The sequence below is a fragment of the Castellaniella sp. genome (assembly GCF_049651205.1).
GTDB lineage: Bacteria > Pseudomonadota > Gammaproteobacteria > Burkholderiales > Burkholderiaceae_B > Castellaniella.
The window spans coordinates 404,079-421,477 of the sequence record NZ_JBASBR010000004.1 but is presented as its reverse complement, the minus strand read 5'-3'; the positions used below and the strand labels follow the sequence as shown (position 1 = coordinate 421,477).

Sequence of the window (17,399 nt, the reverse complement as noted above, 5' to 3'; positions counted from 1 at the left end):
TGCTGATTCAAAAAGGCCATTTCAGAGCCTTTACACAGGGTTTGGGTACCTTGCTGATGCAAGAGCCGCCCAGGCCACAACAATCTTTCAGGAGACCATATATGCAATCCCGTACACTCACCCGCCTGGCACTGGCCTTGGGCATCAGCTTGTCTACGGGCCTGATGGCCACGGCAGCTCAAGCAGCACCCATGATCATCAAGTTCAGTCACGTGGTGGCGGCCACTGCACCTAAGGGTCAGGGGGCCCTGAAGTTTAAAGAGCTCGCCGAGGCGGCGCTGCCCGGCAAGGTCGAAGTTCAAGTGTTTCCCAACTCGCAATTGTTTGGCGATGGCAAAGAAATGGAGGCTCTGCTGTTGGGCGACGTGCAAATGATTGCACCGTCCCTGTCCAAATTCGACCGCTACACCAAAAAACTGCAGGTGTTTGATCTGCCTTTCCTGTTTGACGACATGGATGCGGTCGACCGCTTCCAGGCCAGCGAAGTTGGCCAGGGCTTGCTCGATTCGATGAAATCCAAGGGGATCAAAGGCCTGGCCTATTGGCACAACGGCATGAAGCAGCTGTCCACCAACAAAGACAAGCTCACCCGTCCCGAAGACATCAAGGGCCTGAAGTTCCGTATCCAGTCGTCTGATGTGCTTGAAGCGCAGTTCCGTCAGTTGGGTGCCAATCCGCAAAAGCTGGCCTTCTCCGAGGTCTACCAAGCACTGCAAACCGGCGTGGTGGATGGTCAGGAAAACACCTGGTCCAATATCTACACACAAAAACTGCACGAGGTGCAAAAAACCATCGCCATCACCAACCATGGTGATATCGATTACATGGTTATCACCAACGCGGGCTGGTGGGATGGCTTGCCTGACGATATCCGGGCTGGCTTGAGCAAAGCCATGGCAGGGGCCACCGAGTACGCCAACAAGCTGGCTGCCGATATCAACGAACGTGATCATCAGCAGATTGCCAAGGCCGGTGCTGCAAAGATCCAGACACTCAGCAAAGAAGACGTGGCTGCATGGCGCACGGCGATGAAGCCTGTCTGGGAAAAATTTGAAGGCCAGATCGGTAAGGATGTGATTGAGGCTGCCCAGGCATCCAACAACAGCTGATCCCCCGATGTGCCGGCTTCCCGCATAAGGCCATGCAGATGGCTGCCGGGTAAGCTGGCCCTCATCAGACCACGTATTCAATGCCGTGGTCCAGGGCCACAAATCCCCTTGGGTGTTGTTTCTGCCCTTGGGGTGGTGGCCCGTTTTTTTTAAAGAGGCTCTTATGACCGACTTTTCATCCTGGGTGGGACGCCGCGAAACCTGTCACGATAACCTTGATCCTGGCCATGTCCAGCGGGTTGCCCTCAGCCTCGAAGAACCCGTTGTCCCAGATGCCTCGTTGCCGCCACTTTGGCATTGGGCATTTTTTGTTCAGGGCGAACCCTATGCAAAGCTGGGGCGCGACGGGCATCCCCAGGAAGACGCCTTCTTGCCGCCGGCCGGCCAGCGCAATCGCATGTGGGCGGGCGGACGCATTCAGTTTATGGCGCCCTTGCGTGTCGGTGTGCCCGCTGAAAGAGTGTCCGAGATTACAAAGATCATCGAAAAAACGGGCCGCAGTGGCCGCTTGCAATTTATGACCGTCTTGCACCGCTACATCCAGGACAACATTCTGTGTATATCTGAAGAGCAGGATATCGTCTATCGCGAGCCTTCCGCAGCGGTGCTTCAGGGCACCACGCCTGTGCCAGAAGCCCAATGGCACGAAGACATCACCCCCGATCCGGTACGGCTGTTTCGCTACTCGGCAGTTACCTTCAATGGCCACCGGATTCACTACGATGACCGTTATGTGCGCGAAGTCGAAGGCTATCCCGGCCTGGTGGTGCACGGGCCCCTGATTGCCACCCTGATGGTGGGCGCATTTGTCCGGGCTCACTCAGATTGCCAGGTGCAATCACTGTCCTACCGTGGGTTGCGACCCCTGATTGCTCCCCGGGCGTTTCAGGTAGGGGGATGCGTGACGCAAGCCGGTACGGCGCAGCTGTGGGCTGCTCAGGCGGGTACGCTGGCGCACCAGGCCGAGATCCAGTTCACATCAGCCTGATCATTTCCAGTCGGTTTGCCTGACGTGCTGGTGCAGGTAGTTTACAAAGGCTTCGGCCGCCGGCGGCAGGCTGGCATGCAGGCGGCTGTACACAAAAAATTTGCGCCTGACTTCTGGTGTGTGGATCAGGCGCGCCTGCAGGCCATAGAGTTTTACCAGACTGAGCGCATAGGGCAGGCAGGCCGTGATGCCCAGACCAGCACTGGCCATGCTGAGTGCTGTGCTCATGAAAGCAACTTCGTGGGTGGGGTGCAGGCCGTGTACGGATGCCTGGTTGTTCAGATCCAGCGCCAGGCGCTCGGTAAATTGCCCCTGTAGGGCGATCAGCGGATATTGCATCAGGTCTGCCCAGCGGATGCGTTTTTTGTCTGCCAGCGGATGTGTGGCTGGAAAAACCGCCATAAAAGGCAAGTCAAACAACGGGTCTGCCGCTAGTTCTGTCAGGCCTTCACGTTGCGGGCCAATCCCGATATCCACTTCACCCCGCAGTACCTGACTGATGGCGTTCTCGACTGCGCAATCCAGCAGCCGGATGTCGATGTCTGGGTGGCTTGCATGGAATCCCGCAATCACCTCCGGAATTAGCGTGCTCGACATCAACTGCGGTGCCGCAATCCGCACGACGCCCCGGCGCAGGCGCTTCAGGTTATTGATGTTGTCGACCGCATTGTCCAGATCCCGCAACACCTGTGTGGTGACAGCATGAAATTCTCTGCCAATATCCGATAGCCGCATCCTTCGTGTGCTGCGGTCCACCAGGCGCACACCCAGTTGGGTTTCCAACTCTTTGATCAGGCCGCTGAGGGCCGACTGCGTGATGTGCAGGGTTTCCGCTGCCCGGGTAAAGCTGCCGGTTCGGGCCAGGGCGGCAAATGCCCGTAGTTGGCGTAAGGTGACATCCATCAGGATTCCCTATGAATTGATGGGAAAAAACTGTTTGTATGATAGCCGGATAGCGTCTTTAATGGCACAAAACAAGGAGACAAACCATGTATACCGTTGCCATTATTCAGGCAGGCCTTTGCGGAGCATCTTATGTTTGACCGACTGGCCCAGCGCATCACGCACGGATTCGAGATTCTTATTGTGGCCTGTTTGGCCATTATGGGTGTGCTGGTGTTTGGCAATGTTGTGCTGCGCTACGCATTCAACTCGGGCATTGCCATTTCTGAAGAGCTCTCACGGCTCTTGTTTGTCTGGCTGATTTTTCTGGGAGCCGTGCTGGCTTCTGCCAAGCGCATCCATATTGGCTTCGATACCGTATTGCGGCATCTGTCGCGTGGCCCCCGGCGCGTGTTGCAGGTGGCCAACGGCCTGTTGATATTGGCCGGGTGCGTCATCTTCATCCTGGGCGGCTGGGCGCAAACCAAAATCAACTTGGGCAATGTCTATCCCGTGATGGGGATCTCTTATGCCTGGCTGTACGGAGTCGCCCTGGTGTTTGGGATTGCACTGATTTTTCCGGTGTGCAACAACATCCGCCGGGCACTCACGGGGGCCGACGAAGACCTCACCGAAGACCTTGCCGGGCGCATTGAAGACCTTGCCGAGCGTATCGAAGAAGATCAGGCCACGCGCACTCGTGCGGGCCGTCCGGGGGATCGCTCATGACTGCTGCTGTCTTTCTGGCCACCTTGCTGGGCCTGATCACATTTGGCCTGCCGATCGCATTCGCCCTGATGTTTGCCGGGGTGGCCCTGATGCTTCTGACTGGGCAGTTTGATCCCCAGACCGTGGTGCAGAACGCGATTTCGGGGGCAGATAACTTTGTACTGATGGCGGTGCCCTTCTTTATTTTGGCGGGCGAGTTCATGAACGCAGGCGGCCTGTCCAAGCGCATTGTGGATATGGCAGGTGCGTTTGTGGGGCATTTGCGCGGCGGCCTGGGTTACGTGGCCATTTTTGCCGGCATCTTGCTTGCCAGCCTCTCCGGTTCTGCCGTGGCGGATACTGCCGCCCTGGCGGCCATTCTGGTGCCCATGATGCGGGCCGCCGGGTACGATCCGGCCCGGGCCTGCGGCCTGATGGCGGCTGGCGGCATCATTGCACCAGTCATCCCGCCATCCATTGGGTTTCTGATTTTTGGTGTGGTGGCCAATGTGTCCATTACCCGTCTGTTTCTGGCCGGGATTGTGCCTGGCGTCATGATGGGGATGGTGCTGGTGGTGGCCTGGTGGATCGTGGCCCGTCGCCAGCAGGTGGCCGTGTCGCCGCGTGTGCCCTGGGGGCGTCGTCTGCTTCTGTTGGGCCAGGGGGGATGGGCCCTGATGCTGCCTGTCATCATTATTGGTGGCTTGCGCTTTGGCATCTTTACCCCCACCGAATCCGCTGTGGTGGCCGCCGCCTATGCCTTGTTTGTGGGCCTGGTGGTGTATCGCGAGCTGACCGGCGCCAAGATCTACGAGTGCCTGCTGTCTACCGCCCGCACGACATCGGTGGTGCTGCTGTTGGCGGCACTGGCCATGGTGGCGTCCTACATGATCACCATCACGGATATTTCCGGGCAGGTGGGCAACTGGCTGCAGGGCCTGTCAGATCATCCCACGGTTCTGATGGCCGCCATGATGGTCGTGGTGTTTTTTGCCGGGATGGTGCTGGATTTCATCCCCATCGTGCTGATTTTCACACCTGTGTTCATGCCGATTGTGCTGGCAGCAGATATCGACCCCGTGTATTTCGGTGTGATTTTCATCATGAATTGCTCGGTCGGCATGATCACCCCGCCTGTGGGTGTGGTGCTCAATGTCATCAGCTCGGTGGGCAAGGTATCAATGGGCGACGCCGTTCGCGGCATCCTGCCTTTTCTGCTGTCGCTGATGGTCTTGCTGGTCTTGCTGATCCTGTTTCCGGTGCTGGTGACAGCCCCGGCCCAATGGTGGCGTTAAACAGGCCCCTGCCTGATGCCACACGATTTCTACCCAAGGAGACATCCATGAAACTACGTACCTCGCTGTTGGTGGGCCTGCTGGCCACCGCGCTGTCTGGCTCTGCTTGGGCCACTGTCACGGCCAAGTTTGCCGTTACCCTGCCCGAGAAATCACATCAAGGTCAGGGTGTGGCCAAATTCGTCGAACTGGTTAAAGCCAAAAGCCAGGGCGATATCGTGATCAAGCCGTACTACAGCGGCGCGCTGGGCGATGACGTCAAGGTGACCTCTGCATTGCAAGGTGGCACGATTGAGTTCACCGTGCCGCAAACCACCACGCTGACAGGCATGGTGAAAGCCTACGAGATTCTGGATTTCCCCTTTTTGTTCAGCAGCGATGCTGAAGCCGAAAAAGTGCTGGACGGCCCGGTGGGACAACGCCTGCTGGATACCTTGCCTGCTCATGGCCTGATTGGCCTGGCTTATTGGGAAAACGGTTTCTTCAATGCCACCAACAGCAAACATCCGATTACCAAGGTCGAAGATTTTAATGGCCTGAAATTCCGCTCCATCCAGGCACGTATCACGCAAGAAACCATCAAGGCCCTGGGAGCCAATCCGGTGCCGCTGGCCGTACCAGAGCTCTACACCGCGCTTGAGACCCACACCATCGATGGCCAGGGCACGCCCAATGCAGTGATTGCCGCGCTGAAGCTGGATGAAGTGCAAAAATACCTGTCCGTGACGCGGCATAGCTATGGCGCGTTTATCCCCCTGGCGTCCAAAGCCTTTTGGGACAAACTCACTCCCGAGCAGCAAAAGATCATCAAGGACTCGGCCGTGGAAGCCCGCACCTATCAACGCCAGGTCGCTCGTACGCAATCCGAATCCGCCAAGAAAAAAATGATCGAGCACGGCATGCAGGTCAACGAGGTGTCGGATGCCGAGCGCGCCCGCATGAAAGAGCGTGTCCAGCCGGTCTGGAAAATGTTCATCCCCGATGTGGGCCAGGATCTCTTCGATCAGGTTCAGGCCGAGCTGAAGTGATGTTGCGGGCCCCGCGGGGGCCCGTCTTTGCAGAAGTCTTATAACGAGTTACTCATGAAACTTGCCACCCTGAAAAATCAGACCCGAGATGGTCAACTGGTTGTTGTGTCCAAAGATCTGTCCCTGTGTATTGCGGTGCCGCAAATTGCGTCTACCCTGCAGGTGGCGCTGGATCATTGGGAGGTCTGCCAGCATGCCCTGCAGGATGTCTATGGGCAGCTGAATGCCGGCACACTGGCACAAGAGGCCATGCCTTTTGACCCAGCGGCATGTCATTCGCCCCTGCCACGGGCCTTTCAGTGGGCCGATGGGTCGGCCTACCTCAACCATGTCGAGCTGGTGCGCAAGGCCAGAAACAGTCAGGTTCCCGAGTCATTCTTTTCCGATCCGTTGATGTATCAGGGTGGGTCAGACTCGTTTGTCGGTCCTCGGGATCCCATTGTGGCCGATGATGAGTCCTGGGGCATTGACCTCGAAGCCGAGATCGCGGTGATTACCGGTGATGTGGCCATGGGGACGTCACCGGCGCAGGCTCTGGGTGCCATCCGCTTGCTGATGCTGGTCAACGATGTGTCTTTGCGTGGGCTGATCCCGGGCGAGTTGGCCAAGGGGTTTGGTTTTTTTCAATCCAAGCCGGCCAGCGCGTTTTCTCCAGTGGCGATTACCCCCGACGAGCTCGGTACTTCATGGGCTGATGGCAAGGTGCATCTGCCTTTGCTTGTCGCGCTGAATGACGAGCCCTTTGGGTGCCCCAATGCCGGCCAGGACATGACGTTCAGTTTTCCGCAACTGGTGGCTCATGCCGCCCGCACCCGCGAGCTTGAGGCCGGCACTATCATCGGTTCGGGCACGGTGTCCAATAAACAGGGGGGCTTGTACGGATCCAGCATTCGTCACGGCGGTGTTGGATATTGCTGCATCGCCGAAGTCCGTATGTATGAAACCATCGAGACGGGTGCGCCACAAACAGGATTTATGCGTTTTGGTGACCGCGTGCGCATCCACATGGAAGACGCTGAGGGTCATGACCTTTTTGGCAGCATTGAACAAACCGTGCTGCGCTGTCTGCCGGACTGATGCCCATGCGTACCCTGTATTCTTATTTCCGTAGTTCGGCAGCCTATCGTGTGCGGATTGCACTGGGCCTGAAAGGGCTGGATTACCGTATTGCACCGGTTCATCTGCTGAAAGATGGCGGTGAACAGCACGGTACGGTGTACCGCCAGATCAACCCTGAGGGCCTGGTGCCTACGCTGGATGATGACGGCACCTTGTTGACGCAATCTTTGGCTATCATCGAGTACCTTGACGAAGTCTACGATGGCCCGCGGCTGTTGCCCTCCGATCCCATGGCGCGGGCGCGGGTGCGCGCGTTGGCCCAACTGGTGGCGTGTGATATTCATCCGCTTAACAATCTGCGGGTTTTGCGCTGGCTGGCACATGACATGGGGCTTGAGAAACCTGTGCGCGACGATTGGTATCGCCATTGGGTAACTACCGGCTTCAAGGCCTTGGAGGCGAGGCTGTTGGCATCGAACACGGGCCTGTTTTGTGAAGGTGATGCGCCGGGCCTGGCTGATTGCTGCCTTGTGCCTCAGGTGTATAACGCGCGCCGCTACGACATTGATGTGCAGGCTTATCCCACCATTGCCCGGATTGCGGCGCACTGCAACACTTTGCCAGCGTTTCAGGCGGCTCATCCGGAAGTGCAGCCTGATGCAGCGTAACCCGCCTTTATTGCCAGTGCTTTGGATAATTCGCTAGTTTTTTAGAGAACCAAGCCCCGTGCCGGCAGCAAAGACTGAGGGCCTGTGCGGGGTGCCGCGCTTGAGGTGGTTAAACAGCAAGTTAAGGGTAATGGCCATGATGGCAGCTGAGCTGATGCCCGAGTGGAAAATGGTGGCCACCCAGGACGGAAACTGACTATAGAACTCGGGCGCGGCGATGGGGATCATCCCGAATCCAACCGAAGTGGCCACGATGATCAGGTTCATGTTGTCTTCGTAATCAACCTTGGCCAGGGTGCGGATGCCGCTGGCCGCCACGGTGCCAAACAGCACTAGCCCGGCGCCGCCCAGCACCGCCGGAGGCACGGTGGCAATCACACGGCCCATCACGGGCAGCAGGCCAAGCACCAGCAGAATGACGCCGCTGGCAGCCACCACGAAGCGACTTTTAACGCCGGTAACCGCTACTAGCCCCACATTTTGGGCAAAGGCGCTTTGGGTAAACGAACCAAATACCGGTGCAATGATGCTGGAGGCCATATCGGCCCGCAGGCCATCCCCCAGTCGGCGGGCGTTAATGGGAGTTCTGATGATATCGCCTACGGCCAGGATATCGGCCGACGTTTCTACCAGCACAACCAAAATCACGATAAACATCGACAGCACGGCAGCAGGATGGAATTCTGGCAGGCCAAAGTGAAAGAGGCTGGGCAGTGCAAACGTGGCGCCCGACGCAACCTGTGAAAAGTCTGTCATGCCCGTCGCCCAGGCGATCAGTGTGCCCAATACCATGGCCAGCAGGATCGACAGGCGCGAGACCGTTGCATTACCCAGTTTGCTGAGCAACAGCACAATGACTAGGGTGACGGCTGCCAGGCCGATATTGGCCATGCTGCCAAAGTCGGCCGCCTTGGCGTTGCCCCCCATCGACCAATGGGCGGCCACGGGCATCAGCGAGAGCCCGATTGTGGTGATGACCGAGCCGGTCACCAGGGGTGGGAAAAAGCGGATGATCCTGGAGAAAACCGGTGTAATCAAAAGGCCCATCAAGGCGGCGGCCATGACGGCGCCAAGCACGGATGGCAAGCTGCCGCCTGAATTGAGAATGGCCAGGATAGTGGCGACGCTGGCAAATGACACCCCTTGCACCAAGGGCAGCTGACAGCCAAAAAACGGGATGCCCAGTGTTTGTACCAGTGTGGCCAGCCCGCCCATAAATAAACATGAGGCAATGAGGATACCAATTTCAGTGGACCCCAGGCCCGCGGCCTGCCCCACGATCAAAGGGACGGCGATAATGCCGCCATACATGGTTAGGACATGTTGAAATCCATATAACACGTTGGCAGACAAGCTAAGGCGTTCGTCTTCCGGGCGTTGTGCTGTGGGGGGTGTCGGGGTGATCAAAGCAGTCTCCGTCTGGTTGTCCTCATGGGGTGGTATTGGCTATGAATACCGGGCATCTCTCCCATGCTGGGTGCCTCTGGTGTGCCCGAGGCGAGCAAGTTGGCGAACCGACTCAGGGTGTCATTGTGAACCTGGATGTCTCGAGGGGGGCACTGCCTGAGGCATATTGTCTATCCTTATGTTTTTATATTGATAAAAGTCCATTAGTATTAGCACTAAATTTCACGATGAGCTGCCCGCGTGTGTGTCAACCGTGTATTCGGTGGCAAACTGACACCTTTTGGTTTGGGATTTCAGGCATGAATACTCAGGAGACTCCTGATGCACAACCTGGCAACGAAGCTGGCATCCACCTGCCAGACTTGTTTCAGGCCTCGCCCATGGCTTTTTGGCTCGAGGACTACAGCGCGCTGTACGATAAGTTTCAGCAATTGCGTGCTGCCGGCGTCAGTGATCTGCGGGCCTGGTTGCTGCACGATCGTGCCAATCTGACCGAGTGTGCGGGGCTGATGCGTGTGCTGCACGTCAATCAGCAGACGCTCAAGCTCTATCAAGCCGAGTCGCAAGAGATCCTGATGGCGCGCCTGTCTGATGTGCTGCGCGATGACATGCTGGACGGTTACCTCGAAGAGCTTGATCAGCTATGGCAAGGTGAGAACCAGTTTCACGGTCTCACGGTTAATTACACCCTGGGTGGGCAACGGCTGGATCTTTCGCTCAAAGGGGTGGTGCTGGCCGATGCCGTTCGTCCCTGGGACCGCGTGCTGGTTACCATGGAAGATGTCACCGAGCTGCAGAACCTGAAACGCCAGGCAGAAAGCAGCGCCCGTGACGCCCGTGAGTTTTTTCAGCAGGCTCCCGTCTCTTTGTGGGTTGAGGATTTCAGCGCCATCCGATGTTTGTTTGCCGATCTGCGCAAAATTGGGGTTACCGATTTTCGTACTTTCCTGGATGTGCATCCCGAGTTTGTCTACCGCTGCATGCAGGAGATCCGGGTACTGGACGTCAACGATTACACGCTCAAGATGTATAAGGCTTCGTCACATGCCGAGCTCCTGTCGCGGTTAAACGACATTTTCAGCGACGAAGCGCATGTCTCCTTTGCCGAACAGCTGCTCGACCTCTGGGATGGCCGGCTGTTTCATCAGCGCGAGGTGCAAAACCGCACGGTGCAGGGGGATGTCATGTACATCCATCTGCAATTGTCGGTTTTTCAGGGGTGCGAGAAGTCCTGGTCGAAGGTGCTGGTGTCTCTTACCGATATCACGGCACGCAAAAAGGCCGAAGCCTACCTCGAGTACCTGGGCCAGCACGATGTGCTGACACAGCTGAAAAACCGCTCTTATTTCGTGGATGAACTAAGCCGCCTGGCCCGCAAACACACGGCGCCGGTGGCCATGATTGCGCTGGATCTCAACAACCTCAAGCGTACCAACGACGAGTCTGGCCACAGTGCGGGCGACGACCTCCTGCGCAGGATGGGCGAAGTGCTTAACAAGGTGGTGGATCGTCCCGGGCATGCGGCCCGCATTGGTGGTGACGAATTCATGGTGGTACTGCCCAGCATGGAAGAACCCGCTGCGCAAGCGGTTCTGGATAATATCCGTTCGCTGATCGAGCTGAACAATCAGTATTACAGTGGGGCGCCCCTCACTGTGTCGGTTGGGATGGCAGTGTGCCGCGATCCCAGTCGGCTGGAAGCCGCCATGAAGCAGGCCGATGCGGCCATGTATGCCGACAAGCTGGCGTATTACCAGCAGCACGGCCGCCGGCAGGATGAGGCGGCGGCCGCCGATCTGCCGCGCGAAGCAGCAGAGGGCGCCTGAGAGTCAATCAGGCATGGGCGGCTGACTTTACCCAGCTCAGCGAGATCAGGCCGGGCTGATCGTGCGCCTCAAGAATTCGGCGTACGCGGTCTTGCCAGAGTGCGCCGAATTCTTGCTGCTGGGCAGCATTGGCTTGTCCGGACAGTATCCGTTGCAGCAAGGGCATGGCGGCCGGCGAGCCCGGCACCCCTTGGGCGCTGTATGAAACTTCGACGCTGGTGCCGGTGTCGCGGCGGGTAAAGCGGATCTCGCCCGCCATGGATTGGTCGAATTTCAGCAGATAGCGGCGGTCGTGCTGGCCGGCCAACCCTTTGAAGCCGGTATCTGTGGTTGCGCCGGTAATCAGGCACACCACATTGGCAATGACGCCCGTAACCCCATTGGTGGCTGCGTCGGCAAACTCGACAAGAATATCGCCGCGCTGGGGCAGTGAATCCGGATAAAGGGCTTGCAGGGCTTTGACCGTCATCAGCCAGGCGCCGGCCACGGTAGGGCAGGAGTGACCGGCCAGCCGCACGGCGTCTTCGTAGCCGTATTCGATTTGCCCATCATCCGACGCCCCCAACATTTGGGCGAGTGGATCGTGCAGGACAATCCGGGGGGCTTCATGAAAGAATGCGGGAAACGCCATGGCGTGGACTCCGAAAATTCGCAAGATTCCAGTGTAAGGATCCCCCGGGGCGCAATGGCTGCTTGACCCTGTCGTGTGTCGGGTTTGTCCGGTGGGTATTCTTGATAAGAATCAATTTTTGCGGACAATTGTGTCGTGGGTGCGGTGGTTACTTGCCACCTTCCTATAGCCCTGTTGTTGGCGGGGCAGGGATGGAGGGCCTGTACCGATACGTGTAAGATGGTTTTTATCGGGCCAGCCGCGCTCTCGCAGTGCAGGTTGGCTACAGTGTGTTTGATCGGAGGACTTGCAATGGCTCACCCAAATAGTTTTGGCGCACGCTCTACCCTGGATGTGGGGGGTAAGCCCTATCATATCTACCGGCTTGGGGCCCTGAAAGACCACGGGCTCGACCCTTCACGCCTGCCCTATGGCCTGAAAATCCTGCTCGAAAATCTTTTGCGTACTGAAGACGGTGGTGATGTCACTGCCGACGATATCCGCGCGTTGGCGTCCTGGGATCCCAGCGCACAACCCAACCGTGAAATCTCCTTTACGCCTGCCCGCGTCATCCTGCAAGATTTCACCGGCGTGCCCGCTGTGGTGGATTTGGCCGCGATGCGCGAAGCCATGCAGGCCTTGGGGGGTGATCCCGAGCGCATCAACCCCTTGGCACCGGTAGAGCTGGTCATCGACCACTCCGTCATTGTGGATGATTTCGGACACAATGATTCCTATCGCCGCAACGTCGAGATCGAATACCAGCGCAACGTCGAGCGCTACAAGTTCCTGCGCTGGGGGCAAACCGCCTTCGACGGCTTCCGCGTGGTGCCTCCCAGCACCGGTATCGTGCACCAGGTCAACCTCGAGCACCTGGCCCGTGGCGTGTTTACTCGTCAGGCGGATGGCGGTACCGAAGCCTATCCGGATACCTGTGTGGGTACCGATTCGCACACGCCGATGGTCAATGGCCTGGGCGTGGTTGCCTGGGGGGTTGGCGGCATCGAGGCCGAAGCCGCTATGCTGGGCCAACCGATTTCCATGCTGATTCCCCGTGTGGTGGGTTTCAAGCTGTCGGGCGCGCTGCCCGAAGGCACCACGGCCACCGACCTCGTTCTCACGATCACCGATATGCTGCGCAAGCACGGTGTGGTGGGCAAGTTTGTCGAGTTCTTTGGCCCGGGTGTAGCCGCAGTACCGCTGGCCAATCGTGCCACCATCGGCAACATGAGCCCCGAATACGGCTCCACCATCTCGATCTTCCCGATTGATGATGAAACTCTCAATTACATGCGCTTCACTGGTCGCTCGGACGAGCAGGTGGCTTTGGTCGAGGCCTATGCCAAAGCCCAGGGCCTCTGGCACGACCCCAACCACGAGCCCGTGTATTCCGAGCAACTCGAGCTTGATCTGGCTACTGTGGTGCCATCCATTGCCGGCCCCAAGCGTCCCCAGGATCGAATCCTGCTGACCGAATCCAAGCCTTCGTTCCAAAAATCCCTGGCCGCCTTGCCCGGTTCGCCCAAGTCCAATCCGGCCAGCGTGCATATGGGCGACGGCGTCGATTTCCAGATCGATCACGGCGCAGTGGCCATTGCCGCCATTACCTCCTGCACCAACACGTCCAATCCGGCTGTCATGATGGCAGCAGGTCTATTGGCCAAAAAGGCCGTCGAGCGTGGCCTCAAGCGCAAACCGTGGGTCAAGACATCCCTGGCTCCCGGATCCCGTGTGGTCACCGATTACTTCGAAAAATCCGGCCTGACGCCTTACCTCGAGCAGCTGGGCTTCAATCTGGTGGGTTACGGGTGCACCACTTGTATCGGTAACTCCGGCCCGCTCATCCCCGAGGTCTCCGAAGCCGTGCAGGCCAACGATCTCGCCGTCACGTCGGTTTTGTCGGGCAACCGCAACTTCGAGGGCCGGATTCACTCTGAAGTGAAGATGAACTACCTGATGTCGCCTCCTCTGGTGGTGGCTTACGCCTTGGCGGGGTCGATGGATTTCGATCTCTATAAAACCCCGCTGGGCAAGGATACCGACGGCAAAGATGTGTTCTTGCGGGATCTCTGGCCAACCAGCCAGGAAATCCAGGAAGTCATCCAGTCGTCCATCACCGCCGACATGTACAAAAAGGGTTACTCGGATGTGTTCGCGGGCAACGATGCCTGGCGCAATCTGCCTACGCCCGAGGGTGGGCTGTATGGTTGGGATGATCAATCCACCTATGTGCGCAACCCACCTTACTTCGAGGGTATGCAGCAGGCCCCGGATCCCGTTCAAGATATCCGGGGTGCACGGGTGCTGGCCAAGTTGGGCGATTCCGTCACCACCGATCACATCAGCCCGGCAGGCTCCATCGCCAAAGATTCTCCGGCGGCCAAATACTTGCAAGCCAAAGGGGTCGCACCCAAGGATTTCAACTCCTACGGCTCTCGCCGGGGTAACCACGAGGTGATGATCCGTGGCACGTTTGCCAACGTGCGGCTGCGCAACCAGATTGCTCCCGACACAGAGGGTGGCTGGACACGCGACTTCACCCAGGATGGCGCACCGGTGGCTACGATCTTTGACGCCTCGCAAAACTATCAAAAGGCGGGTATCCCGCTGGTGATCCTGGCGGGCAAAGAGTATGGCTCGGGCTCTTCCCGAGACTGGGCTGCTAAAGGAACCGTTCTGCTGGGTGTTCGTGCGGTCATTGCCGAATCCTACGAGCGCATCCATCGCTCAAACCTGATCGGCATGGGTGTGTTGCCGCTGCAGTTTCCGGAGGGCCAAAACGCCGATACGCTGGGCCTGCGGGGCAAAGAAACCTTTGAGATCACAGGTGTCGAGGCTTTCAACGACGGCAAGGCGCCCAAGACCGTGCGTGTTAAAGCGGGTGACGTCGAATTCGACGCACTGGTGCGTATCGATACGCCCAGCGAAGCTGCCTACTACCGCCACGGTGGGATCTTGCAGTACGCCATCCGGCAGTTGCTGCATTAAGCAGGTACCGGCAGGGCAAGCAGGGGATAGCCTCTGTTTGCTGTTGCTGGCACAGGGCAACAGACCGCAAGGCCTGTTGCCTGTTTTTTTTAGCCTTTTATCACATGAAAGCGATCGGGATCGGGGCCGATCCGGCCGGTTTCACTATCCAGGCCAGCAATGCGCTGCATGGCGGCGTCGTCCAGAAGCAGAGTCCAAATGTTGAAGTTTTCGCGGATGCGTTCAGGGTGTGCCGATTTGGGGATCGCAATATGCCCCTTTTGCATATGCCAACGCAAGACCACTTGTGCGGGCGACACCTGAGTCTGATGGGCAATCTCAAGGATCACTGGGTCTTGCAGTATCTGGCCTTGCCCCAGCGGGCTCCAGGCTTGGGTGAGGATGCTGTGATCGTCGTGATAAGCGCAAAGCGCTGTCTGTTGCAGGTAGGGGTGCAGCTCGATCTGGTTAACGACAGGCAGCACGCCTGTTTTGTCCAGCAGCTGTTGCAGGTGTTCCAGCTGAAAATTGCACACACCGATGGATTTGGCCCGCCCATCGTCGCGCAGCTGGATCAAGGCTTCCCAGGCGTCAAGGTAGTGGTTTTCTTGGGGAACCGGCCAGTGGATCATAAACAGATCGACGTAATCCAGCTGCAGTCGATCGAGGCTTTCTTGCAGTGCCTGCTTGGCGTCTTCGCGATGGTGGCGATTGTTCCAGAGCTTGGTGGTGATAAACAGTTCTTCACGGGGCACCCCACACTGGATGATGCCTTGGCCCACCTCGGTCTCGTTGCCGTAGATATAGGCAGTATCGATGGCACGATAGCCTGTTTCGACTGCTGCCTTGATGGCGGGAACAGTGGCTTCTCCCGTGAGTTTCCAGGTGCCCAGACCCAATTGCGGGATGCGGCGTCCATCGTGAAAGGTCAGGTACGGCTGATTGCTTGCCATGGTAGTCTCCATGAATCATTATCCGGAGTAGATCAATGAGTGTACATAGTAGGGGGCAACGCGTCACGGTGCCTCAGTTGATGGCTTACAAAGGTTCACGCAAAATTGCCGCGCTTACGGCATACATCGCGCCTATCGCACGCTTGCTGGATGAGGCCGTCGACATGATTCTGGTGGGTGACTCCACCGCAATGGTGGGGTACGCCTTACCCGATACGCTGTCTATCACTGCCGATACTCTGGCCGCGCACGCGGCTGCCGTGGTGCGCGCCACCGAGAAAGTCTGCGTGATTGTGGATATGCCCTTTGGCAGTTATCAGCAATCCCCACAGCAGGCTTTTGCCCAGGCGGCTTCCATGATGGCCGCCAGCGGGGTGTCGGGGGTCAAGCTTGAAGGCGGGCGGGTGCTTGCAGACACCACAAAATTTCTGGTCGAGCGGGGGATCCCCGTGCTGGCACATGTGGGATTGATGCCCCAGTATGTGAACACCATGGGTGGCTTCAAGGCGCAGGGGATGGATGTTGCCGCAGCGCAGCGCATTCTTGCAGATGCCCAGGCCCACGCACAGGCTGGTGCCTTTGGGGTGGTGCTCGAGGGCATCAGCGAGCCTCTGGCCCGTGAGATTACTGCAGCGCTTAAGATTCCCACCATCGGCATTGGCGCCTCGCCAGCCTGTGATGGGCAGATACTGGTTACCGAAGACATTCTGGGCCTCAGTGGTGAATACATCCCCAAATTTGCCCAAAAATTTGGCGATGCCGCCCAGGTCATTCGTCAGGCAGCACACGATTATGCGCAATCTGTTCGGCAGGAAACGTTTCCGACGCTTGATCATTGCTTTGGGGTGCGGCGAAAAGGCTAAGATCATGAAACCAATGGTTTCAATTTAATCGGATCACCTCGATCCGAGCTTATGCGCGTCGCAATGATATGGAAATCCGTCAACTTGAGGCGCTGAATGCGGTTGTCAGTACAGGTAGCGTCACAGCGGCAGGCCGTCTGCTGGGGCGCTCTCAACCGGTTGTCAGCCGCCAGATCAGTGATCTCGAAGCCGAACTCGGGTTTGTGCTCTTCGAACGTACGCGGCCCAACATTACGCTTACCGAATCCGGCGCCGAGTTCTACCAGCAAACCCGCGGTATTTTGGCGGATCTCAAGCAGCTTGAAGGCCGTGTGCTGGGGATGCGCAATGGCCAGCAGAGGCCCCTGCGTATTTTGGTTACCTCCGACCTCGCACGCAGCATTCTGCCATTGGCATTGGCCTTTATCGACCAAATGCATCCGGTTTTTCACCAGGCCATGGTTGTCGAAGAAGCTGTCCACGAAATCACCCCGCAAGACATCTTCAACAGTCGCGCTGATTTTGCGCTGATCAATCTGCCTATTGATACCGAAGGCTTGCGGGTGCATTGGTGTGGCCAGGCGCCTTGCCAACTGGCGCTGCCTGCGCGCCATCCACTGGCTAGCTCAACCGACGTGCTGCATCTGGATGATCTCACCGACACTGATGTGATCACCTTGCTGGGCCGCTATCGGATGCGCTACCACCTCACCAACCGCCTGGTTCAGGCCACAGCAGCTAGTACCCGTCGACACATCGAGGTGGGCAGCCAGCAAACGGCACTGGCAATGGTGCGTGCCGGGCTAGGTGTAGCCCTGATTGATCCCTTCTCCGTGCAGGCCAGCCTGCTTGACGGCCTGGTGCTGCGCCCTGTGCGTGCCGATGTCCATTATCGTATCGGAGCGGTCTCGCAACGTTCACACGAAGTCTCCGACGGCGCCCAGCGCCTGATCCGCAGCTTGCACCAGCACGTTCGCAATACAGTTGCTCAGTTTGTTGATGTGGAAGTCAATGGCATGCGCTCCGAGGCACGGTCGGATGCGTGAAACCACGCCAG

15 protein-coding genes are annotated in these 17,399 nt (G+C 58.0%); 11 read left to right on the top strand and 4 right to left on the bottom strand.

Going from position 1 to position 17,399, the window contains the following annotated elements; genetic code table 11:
* Positions 1-101 precede the first annotated feature (101 nt).
* Positions 102-1,109 carry a TRAP transporter substrate-binding protein gene (locus WA928_RS03070; protein WP_424299348.1) on the top strand — a complete coding sequence of 336 codons (1,008 nt, stop codon included), beginning with the start codon at positions 102-104 and terminating at the stop codon, positions 1,107-1,109.
* A 163-nt stretch (positions 1,110-1,272) separates the two neighbouring features.
* Complete coding sequence (locus WA928_RS03065) at positions 1,273-2,097, top strand: itaconyl-CoA hydratase (protein WP_424299345.1); 825 nt, start codon at positions 1,273-1,275, stop codon at positions 2,095-2,097.
* On the opposite strand, the gene WA928_RS03060 is transcribed toward WA928_RS03065, so the two are convergent.
* A complete protein-coding gene (locus WA928_RS03060; RefSeq protein ID WP_424299342.1) occupies positions 2,098-3,000 on the bottom strand; it encodes a LysR family transcriptional regulator in 903 nt (300 codons plus the stop codon). It abuts the gene before it with no gap.
* A 132-nt stretch (positions 3,001-3,132) separates the two neighbouring features.
* Here WA928_RS03060 and WA928_RS03055 point away from each other — a divergent pair, with 132 nt between their 5' ends.
* The 5 genes from WA928_RS03055 to maiA are packed head-to-tail and all read left to right on the top strand — an operon-like array spanning position 3,133 to position 7,737.
* Positions 3,133-3,708, top strand: coding sequence for a TRAP transporter small permease (locus WA928_RS03055; RefSeq protein ID WP_424299339.1), 576 nt, complete (start codon positions 3,133-3,135; stop codon positions 3,706-3,708).
* Positions 3,705-4,982 (top strand): TRAP transporter large permease, encoded by a 1,278-nt coding sequence (locus WA928_RS03050; protein ID WP_424299336.1) that lies wholly within the window; start codon positions 3,705-3,707, stop codon positions 4,980-4,982. Before WA928_RS03055 ends, WA928_RS03050 begins: the two co-directional genes overlap by 4 nt.
* A 47-nt stretch (positions 4,983-5,029) precedes the next feature.
* Positions 5,030-6,010, top strand: coding sequence for a TRAP transporter substrate-binding protein (locus WA928_RS03045; RefSeq protein ID WP_424299333.1), 981 nt, complete (start codon positions 5,030-5,032; stop codon positions 6,008-6,010).
* A gap of 54 nt (positions 6,011-6,064) precedes the next feature.
* Positions 6,065-7,087: a fumarylacetoacetate hydrolase family protein gene (locus tag WA928_RS03040; protein ID WP_424299330.1), complete on the top strand. Its 1,023-nt coding sequence runs from the start codon at positions 6,065-6,067 to the stop codon at positions 7,085-7,087.
* A 5-nt stretch (positions 7,088-7,092) separates the two neighbouring features.
* Entirely contained in the window at positions 7,093-7,737 is a 645-nt protein-coding gene (gene maiA / locus WA928_RS03035) for a maleylacetoacetate isomerase (RefSeq protein WP_424299327.1), read from the top strand.
* A 33-nt stretch (positions 7,738-7,770) separates the two neighbouring features.
* On the opposite strand, the gene WA928_RS03030 is transcribed toward maiA, so the two are convergent.
* Positions 7,771-9,144: a nucleobase:cation symporter-2 family protein gene (locus tag WA928_RS03030; protein ID WP_424299324.1), complete on the bottom strand. Its 1,374-nt coding sequence runs from the start codon at positions 9,142-9,144 to the stop codon at positions 7,771-7,773.
* Positions 9,145-9,443: 299 nt separating this feature from the next.
* Here WA928_RS03030 and WA928_RS03025 point away from each other — a divergent pair, with 299 nt between their 5' ends.
* Complete coding sequence (locus WA928_RS03025) at positions 9,444-10,970, top strand: diguanylate cyclase domain-containing protein (RefSeq protein ID WP_424299321.1); 1,527 nt, start codon at positions 9,444-9,446, stop codon at positions 10,968-10,970.
* 7 nt (positions 10,971-10,977) lie between these two features.
* On the opposite strand, the gene WA928_RS03020 is transcribed toward WA928_RS03025, so the two are convergent.
* Positions 10,978-11,601, bottom strand: coding sequence for an FmdE family protein (locus WA928_RS03020; RefSeq protein ID WP_424299318.1), 624 nt, complete (start codon positions 11,599-11,601; stop codon positions 10,978-10,980).
* Between the two features lie 291 nt (positions 11,602-11,892).
* On the opposite strand from WA928_RS03020, the gene acnA reads away from it, so the two are divergent.
* Positions 11,893-14,568 carry an aconitate hydratase AcnA gene (gene acnA / locus WA928_RS03015; RefSeq protein WP_424299315.1) on the top strand — a complete coding sequence of 892 codons (2,676 nt, stop codon included), beginning with the start codon at positions 11,893-11,895 and terminating at the stop codon, positions 14,566-14,568.
* Positions 14,569-14,657: 89 nt separating this feature from the next.
* On the opposite strand, the gene WA928_RS03010 is transcribed toward acnA, so the two are convergent.
* Positions 14,658-15,500, bottom strand: coding sequence for an aldo/keto reductase (locus WA928_RS03010; protein WP_424299312.1), 843 nt, complete (start codon positions 15,498-15,500; stop codon positions 14,658-14,660).
* 35 nt (positions 15,501-15,535) lie between these two features.
* Here WA928_RS03010 and panB point away from each other — a divergent pair, with 35 nt between their 5' ends.
* Together panB and WA928_RS03000 are read left to right on the top strand one after the other, a co-directional pair.
* On the top strand, positions 15,536-16,363 hold the full coding sequence (gene panB / locus WA928_RS03005; protein ID WP_424299309.1) for a 3-methyl-2-oxobutanoate hydroxymethyltransferase: 828 nt from the start codon (positions 15,536-15,538) through the stop codon (positions 16,361-16,363).
* A gap of 68 nt (positions 16,364-16,431) precedes the next feature.
* Positions 16,432-17,388, top strand: a complete 957-nt coding sequence (locus tag WA928_RS03000) for a LysR family transcriptional regulator (protein ID WP_424299306.1) — start codon at positions 16,432-16,434, stop codon at positions 17,386-17,388.
* Positions 17,389-17,399 lie beyond the last annotated feature (11 nt).